Here is a 22,256-nt window from a genome sequence, read left to right as displayed (position 1 = left end):
CGCTAAAACTCGTTTGATATCAAACTATAATAGCTGAGTTCCGTTCAACTAGTTTAGGGATAAATTGGTGACGGATCTCTAGCTTTTTCTTATCGTAAACTTCTTTTAATACTAACTTTGCGGCCATATGACCCATTTGTCGAATAGGATAGTCAATGGTGGTTAGGGTAGGGAATAATAAACTGGCGTAAATAATATTATCGAATCCAGTTACCGACAATTCTTTTGGCACATCCATGCCTTTTTGACGAGCGGTTGCCAGAACACCAGACGCCATTTCGTCGTTGCCACACACTAACGCTGTAAAAGGAATGCCAGCGTCTAATAAGCTAGTTAAGCCGTCACAACCACCGGTTTGGGTAAAGTCGCCTTGGTACATGAGTTGTTCGTTAAACGGCACATTAAATTCTTCCAATGCTTTTTTATGGCCTTTAATTCGTTGATTAGAGTCATCTTTCCATTTAGGTCCAGAAATATAAGCTATTTCACGATGGCCTTTTTCTAATACCGACTTTGTTATTAAATAACCACCTAGGGCATTATCCAGTGTAATACATCTATCGGCCATTTCTTCGATATAACGATTGATGATGACAATAGGCACTTTGCCTTTGTGTAATTCAATTAGATATTCATCAGATACCGCTTCGACATGTAAAATTAAGGCATCACAATTTCGACTTAATAGAAATTCGATACCATCGACTTCTTTATCAACGTCACTGTGTCCTGTGGTGATAATGACGTGTTTTCCAGCATCACGTAATTCTGATTCGGTTCCCCCCATCATTTGTCCAAAGAATGGACCGTGCAATTCAGGAACGAGAAGCCCAACACTGTCACTGCGGTTTGATGCAAGTGAACGGGCTGTGGCATTTGGGCGATAACCCAGTTCTTTCATGGCATCCAATACTTTTTGTTTGGTTTTATCACTTACTTTAGCGTTGTTGTTCATTACACGGGAAACCGTTGCTAATGAAACGCCTGCAAGATCTGAAACTTGGTATATGGTAGCCATTGTGCCCCTTTACTGGATTAAATTTGGTTTACGATTGAAAATTTTCATCAGTTTAACGCTTAACTATGTTAATACCAATTGAATTAATTGGCATTAACAGAATCATGTTTAAGTCGTTAATTATTATACAATTAACTTGGATTATCTAAACGGCGTTGAATTAACTCTGCGCCCATTTGTTGCTGTTTAGCATCTGTTAATGGGTATAACATCATTAACGCCGCGGCGGCAAAGCTAAAGGCTGCTGGGATCCAACTCATTAGTAATTTCATTCCAGGTAAGGCATTTTCAATGGTGGCTTTATCCATACCATCGTAACCATAACCAGCTAATACGATAAGCACCAAAGCTCCGGCAAACCCGCCACCGGTTTTTTGCACAAAAGTACCGGCAGAATAGATTAATCCTGTCGCTCTACGGCCATTTTTCCACTCAGAATAATCAGCTGAATCGCCTAACATTGAAAAGAATAAGGTCGGCATGATAGCGGCAAAAAATTCAGCACTACAACCAACGATAAATACATAAGTGGCATCACCTTGAGGTGCCCAAAATAAAGCGCCGGTAAATAAACCACTGAGTATCAATGAAAGGATAAATAGATTTTTACGGCCTAACCATTTAGACAGGGGACTGGTGCATAATGCGCCAATGATTGAAACCACTAACAGTCCGACAAAATATTGCCCCGCCATCAGCTCATCACCAATAAAATACTTAAAGTAATACGCAATAACACCATATTTTATGCCATTAAACATCATGGTTAAAAAGCCCATGCCTAACAGTATCAACCAAGGTTTATTGGTTAAAAGGTCAACCATATCACGCTGAGTACCGGTTAAATCTTCTGGTGTATTATTCAGTAGTTTTTTAATGGCTAGCCACATACCTGTCATAACAACGGCAAAAAAGAGTCCGCTGTATAGTTCGCGATAATAGAAAAACAAAGTCATCGCAAGCAGAGGGAGAATAATAAAAGGTAAATTTTTAACTAAATCAGATATTTCAGACTTTAAATCGGTATCAGCTGCAACCGGTGGTGAAATACGTTCTTTGGTCGTAGCAAAACTGATAAACATTAACACCATTAAGGCTGCCGCAAATACGTACATGGTATATTGGTAACCCATAACATCATCACCGGCACCTAACATAGCCACTAATTTAGGGGTGAATCCCATGACAATTAAGCCACCGATAAATGCCCCTGCAAATCGAAAACCAGATAAGCTTGTACGTTCTTGATCGTCATCGGTCATCACACCCATTAATGCAGAATAAGGCACATTGTTAACGGTATAAGCTAAAGTTAGGCCGATGTAAGTGAAGTATGCGTATGCTAATTTACCGCCTTCACTTAAATCTGGCGTAGTGAAGATTAACACCATAAACAACCCCAAAAATGGTGTTGACCATATTATCCATGGTCTAAACTTACCCCATTTGGTATCGGTTCTGTCGGCAATCATCCCCATGATAATATCGGTGATACCATCAGACAGTCGCACTACCAAGAACAACATGGCTGCAGCTGCGGCAGTTAAACCAAAGGTATCCGTATAAAATACAGCTAAATAAGCTAACGCGCCGCGCCAGACTAAATTTGCTGCAGCATCCCCAAATGCATACCCTACTTTTTCGTAAAACGGTAATTTTGTCATGATTGATTCTTATTGTTATTTTTGTAATTTTAAATTAAAAATAAGGCCTTTTAAAAGGCCTTATTGATGTTGATTATTAACGCTGACTGATTAACGCTTTATAGGCGTGGCCACTATTTTTAATAGTACGTTGTTGTGTTACATAATTAACACGGACAATGCCAAAGCGTTTTAAGTAACCTTCTGCCCATTCAAAGTTATCCATTAAACTCCAAGCAAAATACCCTTGAATATCGACACCTTGCTCAATAGCGTCGTTTACCGCATTAAGGTGTTTATGATAGTAATCTATTCTATCTAAGTCGTTGATGACACCATCTTCCATTTTATCCGGCATCGCCGCCCCATTTTCTGCGATATACACAGGTGGTAACTTATATTGAGTATTTAACGACACTAATAATTCAGTTAATGCTTTAGGGTAAATTTCCCAACCTATGTCTGTACGTGGATATAAATGTTCGAGTTCAGTATAAAACTCGCCTGCTTGTGAAGGCGCACTATAGGTAAGTCGTGTGTAGTAATTTACGCCAAGGAAATCTAACGGTTGCGCGATGATATCCATGTCACCATCAAGTATTTCAGGTTTACAATTTTCATCTAATTCATCAATCATTTTAGGGTATGAAGCATCAAACAGTGGCTTGATGTACCATTGATTAATGTATTGGTCTGCATAGTCCGCCGCTAACTTGTCAGCATCAGAATCAGTAGATGGATAACAAGGGGTAAAGTTAAGCACAATACCGTTCAGACTATCAGGGCTGTTTTTCTGTAGCACTTTCATGCCCAGACCATGTGCTAATAAGATATGATGAGCGGCTTTACGCCCAAATTCTTTACCGACGACACCAGGGGCATGAACGCCAATTTCGTATCCTAAAAACGCACTGCAAAATGGTTCGTTAAACGTGGCGTAAGAATGCACTCTATTACCTAACGCTTGTGTAATTAAATCAACGTATTCTGCATATTTATAAGCCGTATCACGATTTAACCAACCACCTTGATCTTCTAAGTGTTGTGGTAAGTCCCAATGGTACAGAGTGACAAAGGTTTTAATGCCTTTCGCATTTAATCCATCTAATAAATCAGTATAAAACTTTACGCCTTTAGGGTTTAACTGACCATCAAGCGTTATTACACGCGGCCATGAAATTGATAAACGATAAGCATCAACGGAAAGTGATTCGATTAAATCAATGTCTTGTTGCCATAAATTATAATGATCACACGCGGTTTTACCGTCAGAGTTATCGGCAATTTTACCGTCAGTTGCGCAGAAGGTATCCCATATACATGGCAGTCTATCTTCTACACCACCTTCTATCTGGAAGGATGCGGTTGCAACACCAAAAGTAAACTTTGGCGACAACATTTTTGAATCTTTAGGTAACTTAATTGCGGTCATAATAGCTCTAACTCAGTTTTTGTTTATTCCGTGCGATTAATTATTTTCACTTTCAAATAGAAAGCGCTTACAAAACACTTGAAAAAATATATATAAACCTTTCTAATGGAAAAAAATGAAAGCGCTTACAATTCAAGTTAGAGTAAATAGTAATTGTTCAAAGGTCAATAATGATTTTGAAACTGATTGTATATTTTTGTAACACTGGCTATGTATACGCTTAAAAATAATAAAAATTAATCACAAGGGGAACACCATGGCAGCGTCTGGTCATTCAACAGTTACACACAACACACTTGATGACGGCAAAAATTATAATTTTGCGTTAACGTCATTAACGACTTTATTTTTCATGTGGGGCTTTATTACCTGCTTGAACGATATTTTAATACCGCATTTAAAAGGGGTCTTTGACCTTAATTACACCCAATCCATGTTAATTCAGTTCTGTTTTTTTGGTGCTTATTTTTTAGTGTCATTACCAGCAGGCTCATTAGTAAAAAAAATGGGTTATCAAAAGGGGATTGTAATTGGGTTAGTCATCGCGGCCTTAGGTTGTTTATTATTTTATCCAGCCGCCGCTGTGCATAGTTACCCGCTATTTTTAGGGGCGTTATTTGTATTAGCCAGTGGTATCACATTATTACAAGTATCTGCTAACCCTTATGTCACTTTGTTAGGGCCTACAGAAACGGCGTCTTCTCGTCTGACGATGACTCAAGCATTTAATTCTTTCGGCACAACAGTAGCACCATATTTGGGGGCGTTATTCATTTTAAGTGAAGCAACGTCACAAGTAGCTAAAGCTGATACGGCTGAGTCAGTGCAAATTCCTTATCTTGTATTAACCGCCATGTTATTAGTTTTAGCGGCTATTTTTGCTTATTTAAAATTACCTCATTTATCAGAAGCGGAAGTTGAAGAAGGTGAAGAAGTTGAAGGATCAGCTTGGCAATATCGTCATTTAGTTTTAGGTGCCCTTGGTATTTTTGTTTATGTAGGCGCTGAAGTATCTATCGGTAGTTTCTTAGTTAGCTTCTTTGGTGAAGAAAATATTGCAGGATTGGAAGAAGCGGAAGCGGCTAAATACCTTACTTATTACTGGGGTGGGGCTATGGTTGGTCGTTTCATAGGTGCTGCTGTCATGCAAAAAATTGCTGCGGGTAAAGTGTTGGCATTTAATGGTGGGGCTGCTGCAGTATTAATTGGGTTAGCTATTTTAACTTCTGGCACGGTGGCAATGTGGTCAATTCTATTAGTGGGTTTGTGTAACTCAATCATGTTCCCAACTATTTTTAGCCTTGCCTTAAATGGATTAGGTAAACATACAAGCCAAGGTTCAGGCGTTTTGTGTTTGGCTATTGTTGGTGGTGCAATCGTGCCTTTAGCTCAAGGTTTACTTGCAGACACGATAGGCATTCAACTTTCTTTTGCCTTACCAATCATTTGTTACGGTTATATCGTGTATTACGGCTTAATTGGTAGCAAACCAGAATCAGTTTCAGTTTAAGAAAAAAGATGAGAATTATAAAAATGAAAAATACAATAATTAACCATAAATCCATTATTGCATCTTTTATGGCGATGACGGTTGCCGCGTGTGGGGCCGATAAATCTGCAGATATGGACTCTTCAGCTGCTAAAGATGCTTCTAAAATATGGCCTGTATTAGATATTGCTGTAAAAAAAGACGACAAAATCGAACGTAAAATTGTTGAAATCATGTCAACCATGACACTTGAGCAAAAAGTGGCTCAAATGATCCAACCTGAAATCCGTGATATTACGGTTGAAGATATGCGTAAATACGGTTTTGGTTCTTACCTCAATGGTGGCGGTGCATTTCCAAATAACAACAAACATTCAACACCTGCGGATTGGATTAAATTAGCAGAAGATCTATATCAAGCGTCTGTTGATGACAGTGTTGATGGTTCTAACATCCCAACAATTTGGGGCACCGATGCGGTTCATGGACATAACAATGTTATTGGTGCGACGTTATTCCCTCATAATATTGGTTTGGGTGCTGCGAACAATCCGGATTTAATTGAAAAAATAGCAAACGTAACAGCTACGGAAGTCATGGTTACTGGTATTGACTGGGTATTTGCGCCTACGGTCGCGGTTGTACGTGATGATCGTTGGGGCCGAACTTATGAAGGTTACTCGGAAGATCCAGAGATCGTTCGCAGTTACGCAGCGTCAATTGTAAAAGGGTTACAAGGACACGCAGATAAAGACTTTTTAAGTAACGACCGAGTTATCAGTACTGTTAAACACTTTGTTGGCGACGGTGGCACCGAAAAGGGTGATGATCAGGGCGATAATATAGCGTCTGAGCAAGACTTATTTGACATTCATGCACAAGGTTATGTTGGTGGTTTGTCTGCAGGTGCTCAATCGGTAATGGCATCTTTTAATAGCTGGCATGGCGACAAAATTCATGGAAATAAATACTTATTAACTAATGTGCTTAAAGACCAAATGGGTTTTGATGGTTTTGTGGTTGGTGACTGGAATGGACACGGACAAGTCAAAGATTGTACTAATGATAATTGCCCACAAGCGGTTAATGCCGGTTTAGATATTTTCATGGTACCTACCGGCGCATGGAAACCGTTATATGAAAATACAGTGCAACAAGTTAAAGACGGCGTGATCAAAATGAGCCGTATTGATGATGCGGTTGCGCGTATTTTACGTGTGAAATTACGTGCTGACTTGTTTAATAAACCAAGTCCCGCTAAACGTCAATTCTCTGGTAAGTTAGAATTGATTGGCGCAAAAGCACATCGTGAAGTTGCACGACAAGCTGTACAAGAGTCTTTGGTATTGTTAAAAAATAAAAATGTATTACCGATTAAACCTACCGGCCATATTTTAGTTGCGGGTAACGGCGCTGATAATATTGGTAAACAGTCAGGTGGTTGGTCAATTACATGGCAAGGTACAAATAACACCAATGCAGACTTCCCTGGTGGCACATCAATTTATCAAGGCATCGCAGATCAAGTTAAAGCAGCTGGCGGTAAAGTGACATTGAGTGAAGATGGTTCATTTAGCACTAAACCAGATGTTGCGGTTGTGGTATTTGGTGAAGACCCTTATGCGGAAGGCCACGGCGATCGTGAAAACTTAGACTACCAACGTGGTGAAAAAACAGATTTAGCCTTGTTGAAAAAACTGAAAGCGCAAGGTATTCCAGTGGTTTCAATCTTTTTATCTGGTCGTCCAATGTGGGTTAATGCCGAGTTAAACGCCAGTGATGCGTTTGTCGCTGCATGGTTACCAGGTTCTGAAGGTCAAGGTGTTGCTGATGTTATTTTAACGAATGCCGATGGTTCTATTCAGAATAACTTCAAAGGTAAATTATCTTACACTTGGCCAAAATCTCCAGACCAAGCGGTAATAAACCGTTTTGATGAAAACTATGATCCATTATTGCCTTATGGCTTCGGATTAACTTATGGTGACGAAAACGTATTAAGTGATGCATTAAACGAAACGGTAGAGCGTGACTTATCTAAAGTAACGACTAGAACATTATTTAATGGTTCTATGCAAAAACCTTGGTTGTTATGGTTATTCTCTGGTGATAAAGAAATGGAAGTTAATTCTAACACTCATTCAATTGGTGCATTAGCTTATCGCACGGTTGATAAAGTGGTACAAGAAGACGCACGTCAAATAACGTTAGATGGCAGCGAACGTGCTGGTTTACGTATCGCAAGTAAGAGTCACTTTAGAGAAGACTTACGTTCTGATTTAGAAGTGAAGTCGGCGTTACATTTCCAAATTAAATTATCTGAAAAGCCCGCTGCAAAAGTCTCTTTAGCGATGAGCTGTGCAAGTGAAGGTGATACGCAAGGCAGTTGTGGTTCGAGTATTGATATTACCTCACAGTTAAACGCTTTACCGATAAACGAATGGCAATCCATTTCAATTGATATGGCTTGTTACGCGAATACGGGAATTCGAATGGCTGACCTAGTGGTACCGTTTGAATTATCGTCAAAAGGTAAACTTAAATTAAGTTTAGCTGAAGTTAAGTTTGAGCCAAATACAGCGGCTCAAGCGACAATTAGCTGTCAGTAAAACATAAAAATTTAATGTCATTGTTAATGATAGAAATGGAAGCCTAGCTTCCATTTTTTTTGGAAAGATTATGAATAAGAAAATAAATATTACGTTATCTGGTTTGTTTATCGCTGTGTTGTCGGCTTGTGGCAGTAATAATACTTCTGAACAACAAGTTGAAGTTACTCCAGAGCAAGTAACAGCGCAGAAGCAAATTCCAGATGTACCAGTACAAGACAAAATACAAGTAAATGAAAACTGGAACTTAGTGTGGCAAGATGAATTTGAAAACCCAGAGATCGACCTAAACAAATGGGGATTTGAAATCAATTGTTTTGGTGGTGGTAATGACGAAAAACAATGTTATACCAACCGCAGCGATAATGCGTATATTAAGGATGGTGTTCTCACGATTGCCGCGTTAAAAGAGAGTTTTACGGGGCCAGCATTACTAGACGATGACCCCAATTACTCCGTGGAAAATACTCGCACGCAACCATATACATCAGCAAGATTAAGAACCAAATACAAAGGTGATTGGAAATACGGTCGTTTTGAAATCAGTGCAAAACTGCCATACGGGCAAGGCACATGGCCCGCGATTTGGATGTTACCAACCGACTGGGTTTATGGCGGTTGGGCGGGTTCTGGTGAGTTAGATATTATGGAAGTGGTTAACTTAAAGGCTGAGTCTGACGAACCGAGTTATGCAGGTTTTCCGGAAGGACGTGTTCACGGAACTTTGCATTATGGCAGGAAGGCTCCTGAAAACGTTTATACAGGCACGTACACTCACCTACAAAATAATGATAACCCAGCAGATGACTTCCATGAGTATGCCGTAGAATGGGAAGAGGGCGAGATACGCTGGTACATAGACGATATCCATTACGCCACTCAAACCAGTGACAGCTGGTATACCCAATATATGAAAGACGGCAAGTTAGTGAATGGTGAAGGGGCTGCTCCGTTCGACCAAAACTTTCACCTGATATTAAATTTTGCGGTTGGCGGTAATTGGGCTGGCAATGTCAACGAAAAAGGCATAGATGAGTCGGTCTTTCCACAAGTGTTTGAAATTGATTATGTACGTGTTTACCAGTGCTCTACCAATGTAGAAACAGGCAAAGGCTGTGCTGCGATAGATCCTGCGGCTAAGTTAGTGGTAGGCGCGCCACAACCTGAGTTGTAATTGATACAACTCAGGTTAAATAATATATAAGATTTAATAAATACAACAGGCTAAAGCACAATTGAACATGACCGTGAATTTGTGTTTTAGTCTGATAATACAGCCCCAATTTTCCCTCATATTGTTGTTCAATAAAAAATTTAAATTCCCACGATAAAAATATTTTGATTAGGCATTTTTACACTACATTCACTTGGTATAGCTTTGTAGTTTATCGTTGTTGTGTACTGTTTGGTTTTATAAGTGGTTGATTTTTAATGTTAATTTACTGTGTTGGGTTAGTGTGTTTTAATGAAGAATACAGTACGAATCGTGCTATTTTTTGAGTAATAAAAAGTTTGCATTACGTCAAAATTTATTTATTATCCCGCCACTTCTTGTTGATAGCCAATCCAAGTACATCGCAAAGGCGGCCAGGCAATAGAGCAACTATCCAAGAGTGAATTTGAATGTTTAAGTATATTTTAACTCGCTCAAACCTTAATTGGTTATATAGCTTATAAAGACGGCTGGAGAAATTGCAATGTCTGTTACAAACTTAGAAACGAACTTAACCTCAACCATTGTTTCACCTATTAATGGTGACATTGCAGCATCATTAAGCAACAGCACAGTTGACGCTTTGGTATCTCAATACGGCACCCCATTAATGGTGTTAGATTGTAATGTAGTACGTCATCAATATCGTGCATTACAAGATGCATTGCCAAACGTCGAATTACATTATGCACTTAAACCTTTACCGCATCCTGCTGTAGTAAAAACCTTATTAGCTGAAGGTGCCTACTTTGATTTAGCAACAAACGGCGAAGTTGATTTAGTGCAATCCGTTGGCGTGCCAAGTGAACGAACTATCCAAACACACCCAATTAAACGTGATAGTGATATCCAGCATGCATTACGTTATGGCTGTAACGTGTTTGTTGTGGACAATGCCAATGAGTTAGAGAAGTTTATACCTTATAAAGATCAGGTTGAGTTGTTGTTACGTGTCAGTTTTCCAAATGCGGATGTCTTGGCAGACCTATCTAAAAAGTTTGGCTGTAAACCAGAGCAAGCCCTTGAGCTAATTAATTATGCCTTTGAATTAGGTATTCGCATTAAAGGTTTGTCGTTCCATGTTGGTTCGCAAACGCGTTCTGGTGAAAAGTATTCATTAGCCATATTACGTTGCAATGAAATAATGAAACAAGTCACAGATGCTGGTTTACCAGCGTTAAGTACGTTAGATATTGGAGGCGGTTTTCCGGTACATTACACTCCGGACGTATTGCCAATAAATGTATTTTGCGCGCCAATAAGAGACGCGTTAACACAATTACCTGAGACTGTACGTGTGATTGCTGAACCAGGACGTTTTTTAGTGGCTCCATCAGTTACCAATATTGCTGCGGTGATGGGTCAGGCTGAACGTAATGAACAAACTTGGTATTATTTAGATGATGGTATTTATGGTTCGTTTAGTGGTTTGATGTTTGATGAAGCAAAATACCAAACCAAAAGCCTAATTCAATCAGACGATGTTTATTCAAGTGTGTTGGCAGGGCCAACCTGTGACAGCATAGACGTGATCACCGATAACATCATGTTGCCAAAGTTAAACAATGGTGATCTGATTGTCAGTACTATGATGGGCGCATATTGTTCGTGCACCGCAACAGATTTTAACTTCTTTAAAAAAGCAGAAGTAATCGTTGTTGGCGAAGAGACAATGTTTGCTTCCATTAGTGCATAAGCGTAAAGCTAAGTCTTAATTACCCATAGTGTTAACAGCCGCCTGACTAAAGGCGGCTTTTTTATTTGTCCGCACTGTATATTTAATAAACTTTTAGTCACTTTGCTGAAAACGGTTCCATTAAAGCCATTACTACTCTAAGATTCATATTAATTTGAAGTTTCTGAGAAGTATCCGTTTTAATGTTTGCAAGTTCTTCGATGCCAAACAATCTCTCTCAAAAAATGTTACGCGTTATTTTTTCTATTTACCTAGGCGTAACTTGCTTAATAACTTGTACACAGTTTTTAACAGAATACCTTAAAACCCAAGACTCCATCTCAAGTGAGTTAAAACAGCTCGAAGAAACCGTTCGAGGACCAATCTCATCCAGTTTATGGCAATACAATCAAGCTCAATTAGATGTATTAATTGAAGGGTTAATAAAAATGCCAATCATCGTTGGGGTAGATGTGTTTGATAAGGATGGTGAAAACATTTTTTCGAAACGAGCTTACTCGCCATCTGCAGTGCCTCTATCTACTTTTGATAGCAAAACAGAGTTGAGTTGGGGGGTAAACGGCGACCGTATTTTTCTTGGTTCTTTGGTTCTGTATTCATCATCTGAAATAGTATTAGACCGCGTATTGTTTGGCTTTTCATTGATTATTATGACCGCTTTCTTAAAGTTAACTATTTTGTTTTGGTTATTTATTTGGGCGTTTAATCGCTATCTTGCGACGCCACTAAAAGGATTAATGTCTCAAGTTAATGACGTTCAGATGAGTCAAGATATAAGTAAACGGATTGCGCTGCCTGATATTGAAAATAACGAAATAAGGCAACTGCAGGAACATATGAATAATATGCTTTCGGCTATAGAAGCTGATCAAGTACAACTATTGGAAGACGAACAAGCTAAACGGGCATGGTTAGAAGATGCGGTTGCTAAACGAACGGCTGCATTGCAAGTTTCCAATGAAAAACTAAAAGAGTTAGCAACCAGAGATTCGCTAACAAAGGTGTTAAATCGTGGCAGCTTTTTTGAAACGGCTCAGCACTTACTAACTCTTTCCCAGCGACAAAAATCTCCAGCATCGTTTGTATTAATGGATTTAGATTTATTTAAATCCATTAATGACACCTATGGTCACTTTATTGGTGATCAAGTGCTTGTTCATTTCACTAGTACTATACAAACCTTGGTAAGAAAATCAGACCTAATTGGCCGTGTTGGCGGTGAAGAGTTTGCAATATATCTACCTGATACTGATGAAAAAGATGCGCTCAATATCGCCGAGAAAATACGGGCTGAGGTTGCTCGTTCAATATTGGATGTTGAAGGTAAACAAGTTAACTATACCGTCAGTATTGGCGTTGAAACTTCTTATCTTGAAGAACAATCTATTGGTGATTTATTTAAACGTGCCGATTTAAAACTGTATGGTGCCAAAGATAAGGGGCGAAATTGTGTGGAGAACTAGACGAGCTTGTCGTAAAAAAGCAAACGCCTTATTTATCACTGCGCTATTTGTTATAGGTACGCTATTTAATACCGCTCATGCTACAACGCTAAAAGTTTGTTATGACCAATGGGCACCAATGACCATCTTTCCCACTGCAACGTCATCTCGTCGTGGTGTCATAATCGATATGGTTGAACAAATATACACAGCCCAAGGTTACACCATAAAGTATTATGAAGTTCCATTAGCAAGAGGGTTAGAAATGGTTGCTGATGGAACATGTGATATGTTGCCTGAGTACTTAATTTCAGACAGTGCAGAGCAGTTATTTGACTTTGCTGCACAAGAAACATTTGCTTATAAATCAGCCTTTGTCGTTAGAAAAGCAGACGGCTGGCGTTATCAAGGCATCCAATCTATAAAGGGTAAACGCATCGCAACGGGGCCCGGTTGGGATTACAGTTCAATGAGTGCTGATTATCAAGGTTTTATCGACGATCCTAATAACGCGTCTATGGTTGAAGTGATTGCTGGAAATGATGATGTGATTGAACGTATATTCCGCATGATCAAAGAAAATAGAGTGGATGTGTACGCTGACAATGAGCTTGTACTGCAGCATGTGTTAAATCAGTTAAATTTAAACCATGAGTTAAAAATAGTACGTCCAGGGTTGGAAAAAAAGTTAATAGAATATCCCATTTTCTCGAAAACCATCCCAGCTGAGAAAAGACAGAAATTAATTACTATATGGGAGCAAGGACGTGTCTCTTTAAAAGGGGAAAAAGAACAGTTATTACTTAAAAAGTATAATGTCTCACTTTAATGTTTGCGTTTTGATTGAAGCTTTAACGGCTATTTAAACTCAAAGAAAATATTGGCAGTTAACCGTCCGTTTTTTGGATCACTCGACAAGTCATTGGTTTTATCTACCGTTACAGAGTGCAATAAATTGCTTGGGTAAATCACTAATCTATTAGGTTTGTATTCCACTTCATAAAACTTTTCAAAATGGTCGTTGGACCCTGTGATATAACCTGGTTCAGGTTCACCATGTTGTTCAATATACTGCTTTGCACTGCTTATGTATTGATCACATCTAGCTTCGGTAATACGTTCAAATTTGGTTGGTTTGTGTCGATATAAACCAGTGCCACCATGTGGTCCTTCTGCCAAATAGTGTAATACCGCAAAACAGGTTGAACTGTTGGTATCAAAATGAGGCATACGTTGTAACAAATGTAACGCGTTAGGCGCTAATGACAGCAGCGAAAAGTACGAGCTTAATGGTGTTACACGTTTGCTTAATTCAATGCCATAAATCCCGTATAAAGGCTGATATACCGCTTGAAGTAGTTTGATTATATAACTGTCTGGTAACGGGCTACGAACCCCAGGGTAAAGGGTTTTTTCATCTGGTGTGTATTCGGCATGCTCATAGGCAAACGTTTTTAATGCTTCTGTGCTCGATGCAAAATCATCAATGATGATCAAAGGCGTTTGTTCAACGCCCATTCTCATCACATTCACTTGCATATTGGGGTTTGGCGTAAAGTACTCTGCAGACATCGGCTAAGCCTTAACCGTACTCTTACAATAATGTTGTATAAAGTCATAATGATCAGGCCAAGAGGCAACTTTCTTTTTCACATTATTTTTAATATGCATTAAAAAGTTTTCTAATTCAGCATCATCCATTTGGTCCACTATTGGGTGATATTGCTCAGGCATCAAACCTTGTCCTAACATCACTTGAACCCACGAGGTTTCACCAAATAATTCTTCCGCTTTTTTGAATACTCGGCCGGACTGTTTAAATAAACTCATTCTGTGTTGTAACGAATCAGGGATCTCCATGTTTTTACAATGACGCCAAAATGCGGTGTCTTCACGGTCTGTTAAGTGGTAATGCAAGATAATAAAGTCTCTTATATTATCGTGTTCAAATTTAGTTTGAGCGTTAAATTCATTTACATCTGACTCATTGATCCCCTGGCTTGGGAACATCTGCATTAACCTTACGATTGCGCGTTGGAATAAATGAATGCTGGTGGACTCAAGTGGCTCGATAAAGCCAGAAGATAAACCAACGGCAATACAGTTTTTGTTCCAATGTTTTCTGCGTGTTCCAGTTTGAAACTTGATCACTCGTGGTTCATTTCTTAATGTGCCAACTAGGTTTTCGCGTAACTTGGCGATGGCTTCATCGTCCGTCATATATTTACTGCAAAAAACTAAACCGTTGCCAGTTCTATTTTGTAATGGAATACGCCATTGCCAGCCTGATTCATGAGCAATTGAACGAGTATAAGGAACAGGTTTACCAACAGATTCAGTTTGTACCGCAATGGCACTATCACAAGGCAGCCAATGACTCCAATCTTCAAAACCAGTGTGAAGCGCTTTCTCTATTAATAAGGCTCTGAACCCGGTGCAGTCTAAGAATAAATCCCCCTCAACTACTTGTTCTGAATCTAAAGTTAGGGACTCGATAAAGCCGTTTTCATTAGATAAGTTAACCTTATCAATCTTACCTTCCACTCGTGTAATACCATGTTGTTCAGCAATATTACGTAAGTATTTGGCATATAAACCAGCATCTAAATGGTATGCATGATTTAACGCTTGATTGGCTAACACCGCAAATCGACCTTCTCGTGCAGCAAGGTGCTCTGGTACATAATCACCAATTTCAGAAACAATGCCTCGTTGGTGGCCTTTTAACCAAAAATGTTGAAAACCCGCTGCCCAACAGTCCTGGCCTAAAAATCCAAACGAGTGAATGTAATCTTTTTTAACATCACGCCAATTTTCAAAAGAGATACCCATTTTAAATGTGGCATTGGTGGCCGCCATAAAATCTTGTTCTTTTATGCCCAATAATTGATGAAAAATATGTAAGGTCGGAATCGTGGCTTCCCCCACACCAACGGTGGGAATTGCATCCGACTCAACCAGAGTCACATCGATATTTTTACCAAGTAATTTAGTTAGCGCAGCTGCTGCCATCCAGCCTGCAGTTCCACCGCCTGCGATAACAACCTTTTTAACTGGATTCTTAGTTGATTTACTATCATTCATAATTGTGACTCATTATCGTTTAAGTTGTTCTAACAATTTAGCTCGGACTTTTCGAGCTTCAATTTCTGTCATCGGTTGTTTTAAACAACCTTGGGCGTGCTCTGGGATATGGGCATTGTCACCGTCTTCATGATCAAATACATAATGTTCAAATAGTGCTTTCCATGCTTGACGTTGTTCCAGAGGTAAATTCCTAATACTTAAAATTGCTAACTCGATTGCGTTATCTGGCCTGCCCATAAAAGCTGGACTATTGCGCCACCAATGCGTAACCAACACATTAAAACTGGTTAACCCTTCAACATGATGCCACCACATACTAGGAATAAATAAAGCATCACCAGCCTCAAGATTAGCAACAAGCGCATTATCTAGAGCGGTTTGAAATTTCGGATGTTTTGTTAAGTCCGGTTGTTCAAAGTTCACCAAACTAATGTCTTGACCTCCAGGAGCAAACTCCTTAGGGCCAACATATAAGTTTTTAACTTGTTCAGGTGGAAACAAGGTAAATCGTCGTTTACCTACGGCGCAACAGGCTAAATTATTCGGGAAGTCAAAATGTGCGGCAATTTTAGTTTTATTACCCAGCCACAAATTAGTGATAGGTTGTGCGTTTTCAATTGTGACGTTATTTTCACTGTTTAGACTAGGAAAATGACGATGAATGTTGGTGGAGCCAACATACACAGCAGGAGGCTGTGCTAAATCACGTACCTCTTTTAATTTGTTTAATACAGTTGATAAATCTAATGTCGCACTTTGAAAATTAAAACCGTTAAAGTCGGCATTGTAAAAAATTCGACCGTTGGCATCAGGCTGCGCATAATACGCTGATATCGGCTGACCGTTGTAGGCGTTGTTTATATATTCAAAAGCGTGGTCTTGTGACTGTTTTCCAGCGTTAACTAAAGGCCAGTGATTAATGAAGCCTTTCAGTAAAACGGGTTCAGCAGCATTCACTATATGCTCAGGTAATGATTCACCTGCAGGTAAAAAGACCTCTTTAACCAGGTTTTTAATATCTAACATCATCGTCCTTTAACCGGAATTTAACTAAGCTAAAAAAGGTTTAGTCTTTTACAGACCAAGCTGCGCATTTTTTAATTGAATTAAACGAGTTACATTAGATTGTGATGCCAAGGTCATATAAATCGCCTGTAAGTGGCCATTTTGATGCAATTTAGCAATCACTTCACTACTAAGCGCTGCGAGTTTATCTTCATTGATAGTGTAAAAACCTAACATCTGATGTTGAGATCGGTCATTGAGTTCTACGTCTAAGGTGAAAGACTCTAGTAGCTCAAGTTCTACCAACATATCAATAAAGGCATTGTGATCTTCAATACCGTGATGCAGTACTTCCATCATGTCTGCCATGCTTTCTAAGTATGGGGCATTCGCGCCAAATTCTAAGAATAATGGTTCACCTTGCTCAGTATTAACTCTAGGATGATCTTCATCCAAAAATAAAACACGTTGATGTTTTTCAATGCCATCTTCCATTAATGCTTGTTCTCCGATTAAAAACGGCGTGCGTGCATGAGTTAATGGAATATAAGGTACTGACCAACGATTGTCCTTTATGAATAAGTTTTCATTTTGTTGAAAACCAAACAAGGCAACAGAGAAAAAACGCCCTGTATTTTCGTCTTTAGTAAAAAATATAGGGTAATAAGCCTGAACACTTCGGTACTCAGCAGGGAAGGTTTGTGTAAACCAAATATCGTCGCCGTAGGCGGCTGAACGTTCTGTGATGATCTTGGTATCTTTATGGTCGATGTTGTTGACTAATGTATGATTTGGCATGAAGCACCTATTTAATTTTTGTTATTGTTATATTTTTGCAAATCCGAATTTTTTTACTTTATTAAGTAAATCGCGATTTGAGGTTAATACTGCTGATTGTTGCTGTGTGCGTAGTCTATTTTCATTAAACAACTGCTGAGCGCGTTGTTCAATTTTTTTGTCCTGTCTTTTGGCAATCGGGTTTGACTTAAAGCCCATCCCAAACATCACGTATTGATAACTGGCGGCTGGAAATAATGGATTATATCCCGCTTGATCTAATAGGTAAGGGTATTGATGTTGCCATAACTCTAAGTTTTCAATTAACGAATCTGGCATTGACTTAGGATCTACATTATCAATCCAATATTGACTGTCTGTACGTTTTGACAGCACATAATGAAGTTTAAGAAACTCAATAATTTGAGTCCAATGCTGGGACGTGGTTTGATTATATCGTTTGGCAATAATGGACATAATCGCACGATTTTTTGGAAATTGTTCGGCTAAGAAATTGGCTGACTGTTCTATTAATGCAAGCGCGGAGGCTTCCAAAGGCTCAATAAAACCTGCGGACATACCAATGGCTAAACAGTTATTATGCCAAAACTTTTCTCTATATCCCGGGGTAAAATTAATGGTTCTTGCTGGCAGTGATTCCGCTTGTTTCACACCAATAGAAGGCGTTAAGTATTGCCTTAATTGTATTTCTGCTGCGTCAGTTGTTGTGTGATCGCTTGAAAATACATGACCGACACCACGTCTGCTTTGTAAACCAATATCCCAAATCCAGCCATTAGTTTGTGCGGTTGATAATGTGCAAGAAGCAATATCTTGATTTGGATCATCATAGGGAGCCTGAATCGCGATTGCGGTGTTATTAAATAATTGGTCTTGTTTATTAATGAAGTCAATATTGTAATGTTTACCAATTAACAAAGATGCAAAACCAGTACAGTCAACAAAAATATCCCCCGCAATGGCTCCGTTTTTCTCGGTTTCTATATGATTAATAAACCCTGAGTCGTCATTATGGATTTCTGTGACATTGTCGATGACATGTTTCACATTAAGTTTGTTGATTGCATGTTTTTTTAATAAGCCGCTAAACTTGCCTGCATCTAAGTGATAACCATAATTGCCAATAAAGGAATATTCCGGAGAAGTGATCAACTTAGGCGCTTTACCTTGTTTTGCTAATACACTTTGAGTTGAAACGGCATCTGCAAAACAAACTTGTTCAGAGTAGGGCTGCCAATGTGGGGCTAAATTAATGTTTTGAAATTCGACTGGGACGGTAAAAGGATGAATATAACTGTCTTGTGAGTAAACCGGATTAGTGGAAGTACGACCTTGCCAATCATTAAATTGAGAACCTTGTTTAAAACTGGCATCACAGCAATTAATAAATTCATTTTCACTAATGCCAATCTTCTTTAACGTGGCTCGCATGGTTGGCCAAGTACCTTCGCCCACACCAATTGGATTGATATCTGAAGATTCAACTAAAGTAACAGTGTAATTTGAATTACTTAAATCAAGTTCTGCCGCTAAGATACATGCAGTTAACCAGCCTGCACTACCACCACCGACAATGATTACTCGATTAATTAGATTATCCACATTCTACCTACTGCTTTTCAACGTTAAACGTGACTGATAATGACATTTGTAACACATAATAATTTAAGGTTAAACGACTGAGGTGATCACAATGACTTAGTCAAATAACAAAAGACTAACCTTAATATATTAGGGTAATAATTTAGATGGTAAGCGGTACATAAAAATAAGTCGCTACTCATAATATATGGCGTAGCGACTTATTCAATTTAACACTTATAACAGGTTATTCACATAATCATTAATGATTAGAATGAATAACGTGCACCAAAGTTATAACGTGGGCCTGTTTCTGTTAAGTTTAACACTTGTTTTTCAGCACGACCGTGAGTACGTGTGAAGTTGTTAGCAATGTTAATACCTTCAAAGAAAACCGTTAACCCTTCAACCTGGCTAACGTCGTAGCTCATGTTAAAGTCAATTTGAGAGTAAGCTTCAACAAATATTGGAGAAGGACCTACATCACCTTGGTAACGAGATGCAAGGAACTCATCACGCCAGTTATATGCGATACGTGCTTGGAAGCCGTCTAAGTCGTAGAACGCAATTAAGTTAGCTGAGTCACTGATATTTGTTAATACCGGTTGGTCTTCTAAGTTCATAACGTCGTACTCTAAATCAGTACTTACCGCAGTGTAGTTAGCAATGACGCCGTAACCTGTTTCACCAAATAAGTGTTGGATAGAGAATTCCATTCCATCAATTGGCGTTTTACGGTCATTATTAGTTGGGACGTTTATCGCAACATTCATAATATTATCCGTAGCAGGGTCACCCGTAATAATACCGTTTGCAACATCTACATACGGGTCATTTGGATAGTTAGCAAAGATATAATCACGAATCGCTACCGCATCAGTTGTATTTAATGCAAGACGAGCTTCGTTATATTTAGCACCATCACCTGGGTTAGCAATACCGTAAATCGTAGAGTTTTCTTCAACGTTAGCTATGTAGTTTTGTGTGTCTTTTTTAAATAAACCAAAAGACATATAACTTGTTTCGCTGTAGTACCATTCAACAGATAAATCTAAGTTAGTAGATTCAAGTGGTAATAGGTTTGGATTACCCGCACTACCGTTTGCCCCACTTGTTCTTGCTAATGAACCAACAACGGTTCCACCTTGGATGTCGGCATAATTAGGACGACCAATCGTTTGGCTGTATGCCGCACGAACGATAACATCATCAGTAACTTCTAAATTAAAGTTGATGTTAGGTAGGAAGTAATCGTATCCACCAGTTTGAGTTTGGAATACACGACCGCCATCACCTAAGATAACTTCGTTAGCAGATACCCATTCAGCGCCATCACGAGCTGTCACGATAGAAGTTGACTCAACTTCAGTATCTTCCCAACGTACGCCTACATGTAGACCGTAATACATACCAGCCATTTCACCGTCGTAGTTATACTGAGCATAAACTGCAGTAGAATTCTCTTCAGTAAAGCGGTCAGTGTCGCCACCATAATTAGTTGATGGGCAGAATAAGTTTCCACAGTCACCAGGTGTTGCACCAGCAGACGTTGTGTAAGCTTCTGCAGCAATTGCACGAATTGCTTCAAAGTCCCAAACAAACATTCTATCGATTGCTTGCATGTCGCCTGATAAGCCGTTGAAGTTACCGCCTGATGTATCAAAACGATCTTGAATGCTGTCCACTGGGAACATATCTTCAGTGAAGATACTTGGTTGATCAACACCCATGCCACCCCAGTCATTACGCTGAACGTTAATAGCTTGAGAGTGATTACTTACTGATGTTAATGAAACACCAAAGTCGATGCTGCTCTTTTCATCAAGAACATAGCTACCATTAACTTGTTGTTGAGAAACGTCAGAAGCGTCTTGTGAGTTACCAAATGTACTACCTGTAACACGCATATCAGACCATTGAACGTTTTCACTACCGTCAACCGCTAAGATAGGACGATCACCTGTGAAATCAGTTGCAGCTCTGGTACGAACAAAAGCAGCCATAGACATGTTTGCAGCGCTACCGTATTGACCATTTGGGGTTCTAGAAGCGTCAGATGAATGTACGTCTAATTCAAGTTTTAAATCTGAATTAACTTGCCATTCAACATTTAAACCAATTGAAGAACTTTCGTGACGGTTAGCAGAGAAACCTCGTGCCATTGATAAATCGGCAGGTGAAGCTGACGGGTAATCTTCTGAATAAATTAATGGAGTAGCAACAGGGCCATCAGACCAGACGTTCTCTGAAGTACCAAAGTTATACCAAGCAGAGATGTCATTGTGTTGAACATCAATGTCGTTTTGCATCATAGTGTAATCAAGAGTCGCCGTTACTGAGTCAATTGGACGATACTGAAGTACTAACTGTGCATTGGTTCGGGTACGTTGTTGTTCTTCAAATCTATAGATCGTTGTTTGAGGAACCGAATAAATATCTGAATCAGCAGGACGGTTAGTTTGAGTTGAGTCTTTAGCGACACCACCCCAAGTTGCATTAGTACCTGACCAATCTGTATCAGCAGTACCAGGGAATGAACGCCAACCTGTACCAACTTGTGCTTGAGCGTTGCCACTTTCACGTTTTTGGTAACTAGCAGAAACGGAAACACCAAATTTGCCATCTTCAGACGTTGTTGAATATAAGCCTGATATTTCTGGCGTAATAGAACCATCTTCAGTTGAAGTATCTGCTACCGCTTTTACACCAAACGAAGCTTTAGTACCTTGATGAGAAAGTGGTTTATGAGTTTGAATGTCGATAACCGACCCGATGCCACCTGTAGGGACTGATGCGTCACCTGTTTTAGTTACCACAACACCACTAACACCTTCAGAAGCGATATTAGCAAAGTCAAAAGAGCGGTTACCGGTAGTTACAGGCATTTGACGGCCGTTTAGTGTAACTAAGTTCATTTCTGGTGGAATACCACGCACTGTTACTTTACTACCTTCACCGTTCTGACGGTCGATAGAAACACCAGCAATACGTTGCATAGATTCGGCTAAGTTTGTATCTGGGAATTTACCGATATCTTCTGCAGAGATAGCATCAGCAACGCCGTTGCTATCTCTTTTTAAATCTCTTGATTTGATTAAAGAAGCACGAATACCTGTTACTTCGATAACTTCTACATCTTTAGCTTCGTCCGCTGCATGAGCAACAATAGGAGCTGCAAATGCGCCAATTGCGATAGACAAGCTAGTTGCTATTTGTGTTTTTACAAAGCGATTATTTTTCATA

At 39.2% G+C, this 22,256-nt stretch carries 15 protein-coding genes; 6 read left to right on the top strand and 9 right to left on the bottom strand.

Annotated elements, in window-relative coordinates:
• Positions 1–19 precede the first annotated feature (19 nt).
• From KO505_RS04615 to KO505_RS04605, 3 genes are all read right to left on the bottom strand, one after another.
• The gene (locus KO505_RS04615) at positions 20–1,018 is read right to left on the bottom strand and encodes a LacI family DNA-binding transcriptional regulator (protein WP_216054271.1); all 999 of its coding nucleotides are present in this window, start codon (positions 1,016–1,018) and stop codon (positions 20–22) included.
• Positions 1,019–1,149: 131 nt separating this feature from the next.
• Entirely contained in the window at positions 1,150–2,682 is a 1,533-nt protein-coding gene (locus KO505_RS04610) for an MFS transporter (RefSeq protein ID WP_216054270.1), read from the bottom strand.
• A 76-nt stretch (positions 2,683–2,758) separates the two neighbouring features.
• On the bottom strand, positions 2,759–4,093 hold the full coding sequence (locus KO505_RS04605; RefSeq protein WP_216054269.1) for a GH1 family beta-glucosidase: 1,335 nt from the start codon (positions 4,091–4,093) through the stop codon (positions 2,759–2,761).
• A 256-nt stretch (positions 4,094–4,349) separates the two neighbouring features.
• Between KO505_RS04605 and KO505_RS04600 the strand changes: the two genes are divergently transcribed.
• The 6 genes from KO505_RS04600 to KO505_RS04575 all read left to right on the top strand — a co-directional run bounded on the left by KO505_RS04600 (position 4,350) and on the right by KO505_RS04575 (position 13,371).
• Entirely contained in the window at positions 4,350–5,603 is a 1,254-nt protein-coding gene (locus KO505_RS04600; RefSeq protein WP_216054268.1) for a sugar MFS transporter, read from the top strand.
• 23 nt (positions 5,604–5,626) lie between these two features.
• A complete protein-coding gene (locus KO505_RS04595) occupies positions 5,627–8,191 on the top strand; it encodes an exo 1,3/1,4-beta-D-glucan glucohydrolase (RefSeq protein ID WP_216054267.1) in 2,565 nt (854 codons plus the stop codon).
• A 70-nt stretch (positions 8,192–8,261) separates the two neighbouring features.
• On the top strand, positions 8,262–9,365 hold the full coding sequence (locus KO505_RS04590) for a family 16 glycosylhydrolase (RefSeq protein ID WP_216054266.1): 1,104 nt from the start codon (positions 8,262–8,264) through the stop codon (positions 9,363–9,365).
• 523 nt (positions 9,366–9,888) lie between these two features.
• Positions 9,889–11,100 carry a type III PLP-dependent enzyme gene (locus KO505_RS04585; protein ID WP_216054265.1) on the top strand — a complete coding sequence of 404 codons (1,212 nt, stop codon included), beginning with the start codon at positions 9,889–9,891 and terminating at the stop codon, positions 11,098–11,100.
• 200 nt (positions 11,101–11,300) lie between these two features.
• A complete protein-coding gene (locus KO505_RS04580; protein WP_252731641.1) occupies positions 11,301–12,563 on the top strand; it encodes a GGDEF domain-containing protein in 1,263 nt (420 codons plus the stop codon).
• Positions 12,550–13,371, top strand: coding sequence for a substrate-binding periplasmic protein (locus KO505_RS04575; RefSeq protein WP_371819951.1), 822 nt, complete (start codon positions 12,550–12,552; stop codon positions 13,369–13,371). Before KO505_RS04580 ends, KO505_RS04575 begins: the two co-directional genes overlap by 14 nt.
• Positions 13,372–13,400: 29 nt before the next feature.
• On the opposite strand, the gene KO505_RS04570 is transcribed toward KO505_RS04575, so the two are convergent.
• From KO505_RS04570 to KO505_RS04545, 6 genes are all read right to left on the bottom strand, one after another.
• Entirely contained in the window at positions 13,401–14,114 is a 714-nt protein-coding gene (locus KO505_RS04570) for a DUF6445 family protein (protein WP_216054262.1), read from the bottom strand.
• 3 nt (positions 14,115–14,117) lie between these two features.
• Positions 14,118–15,626, bottom strand: a complete 1,509-nt coding sequence (locus tag KO505_RS04565; protein WP_216054261.1) for a tryptophan halogenase family protein — start codon at positions 15,624–15,626, stop codon at positions 14,118–14,120.
• A 12-nt stretch (positions 15,627–15,638) separates the two neighbouring features.
• Positions 15,639–16,658, bottom strand: a complete 1,020-nt coding sequence (locus KO505_RS04560; RefSeq protein WP_216054260.1) for a cupin-like domain-containing protein — start codon at positions 16,656–16,658, stop codon at positions 15,639–15,641.
• Positions 16,659–16,703: 45 nt separating this feature from the next.
• Complete coding sequence (locus tag KO505_RS04555) at positions 16,704–17,432, bottom strand: SapC family protein (RefSeq protein WP_216054259.1); 729 nt, start codon at positions 17,430–17,432, stop codon at positions 16,704–16,706.
• Positions 17,433–17,459: 27 nt separating this feature from the next.
• Positions 17,460–19,034, bottom strand: coding sequence for a tryptophan halogenase family protein (locus tag KO505_RS04550; RefSeq protein WP_216054258.1), 1,575 nt, complete (start codon positions 19,032–19,034; stop codon positions 17,460–17,462).
• A 248-nt stretch (positions 19,035–19,282) separates the two neighbouring features.
• Positions 19,283–22,255 carry a TonB-dependent receptor gene (locus KO505_RS04545; RefSeq protein WP_216054257.1) on the bottom strand — a complete coding sequence of 991 codons (2,973 nt, stop codon included), beginning with the start codon at positions 22,253–22,255 and terminating at the stop codon, positions 19,283–19,285.
• Position 22,256 lies beyond the last annotated feature (1 nt).

Source organism: Psychrosphaera sp. F3M07 (assembly GCF_018860345.1).
Classification (GTDB): domain Bacteria; phylum Pseudomonadota; class Gammaproteobacteria; order Enterobacterales; family Alteromonadaceae; genus Psychrosphaera; species Psychrosphaera aquimarina.
The sequence above is the reverse complement of the archived record's forward strand: the minus strand, read 5'-3'. Positions and strand labels throughout refer to the sequence as shown.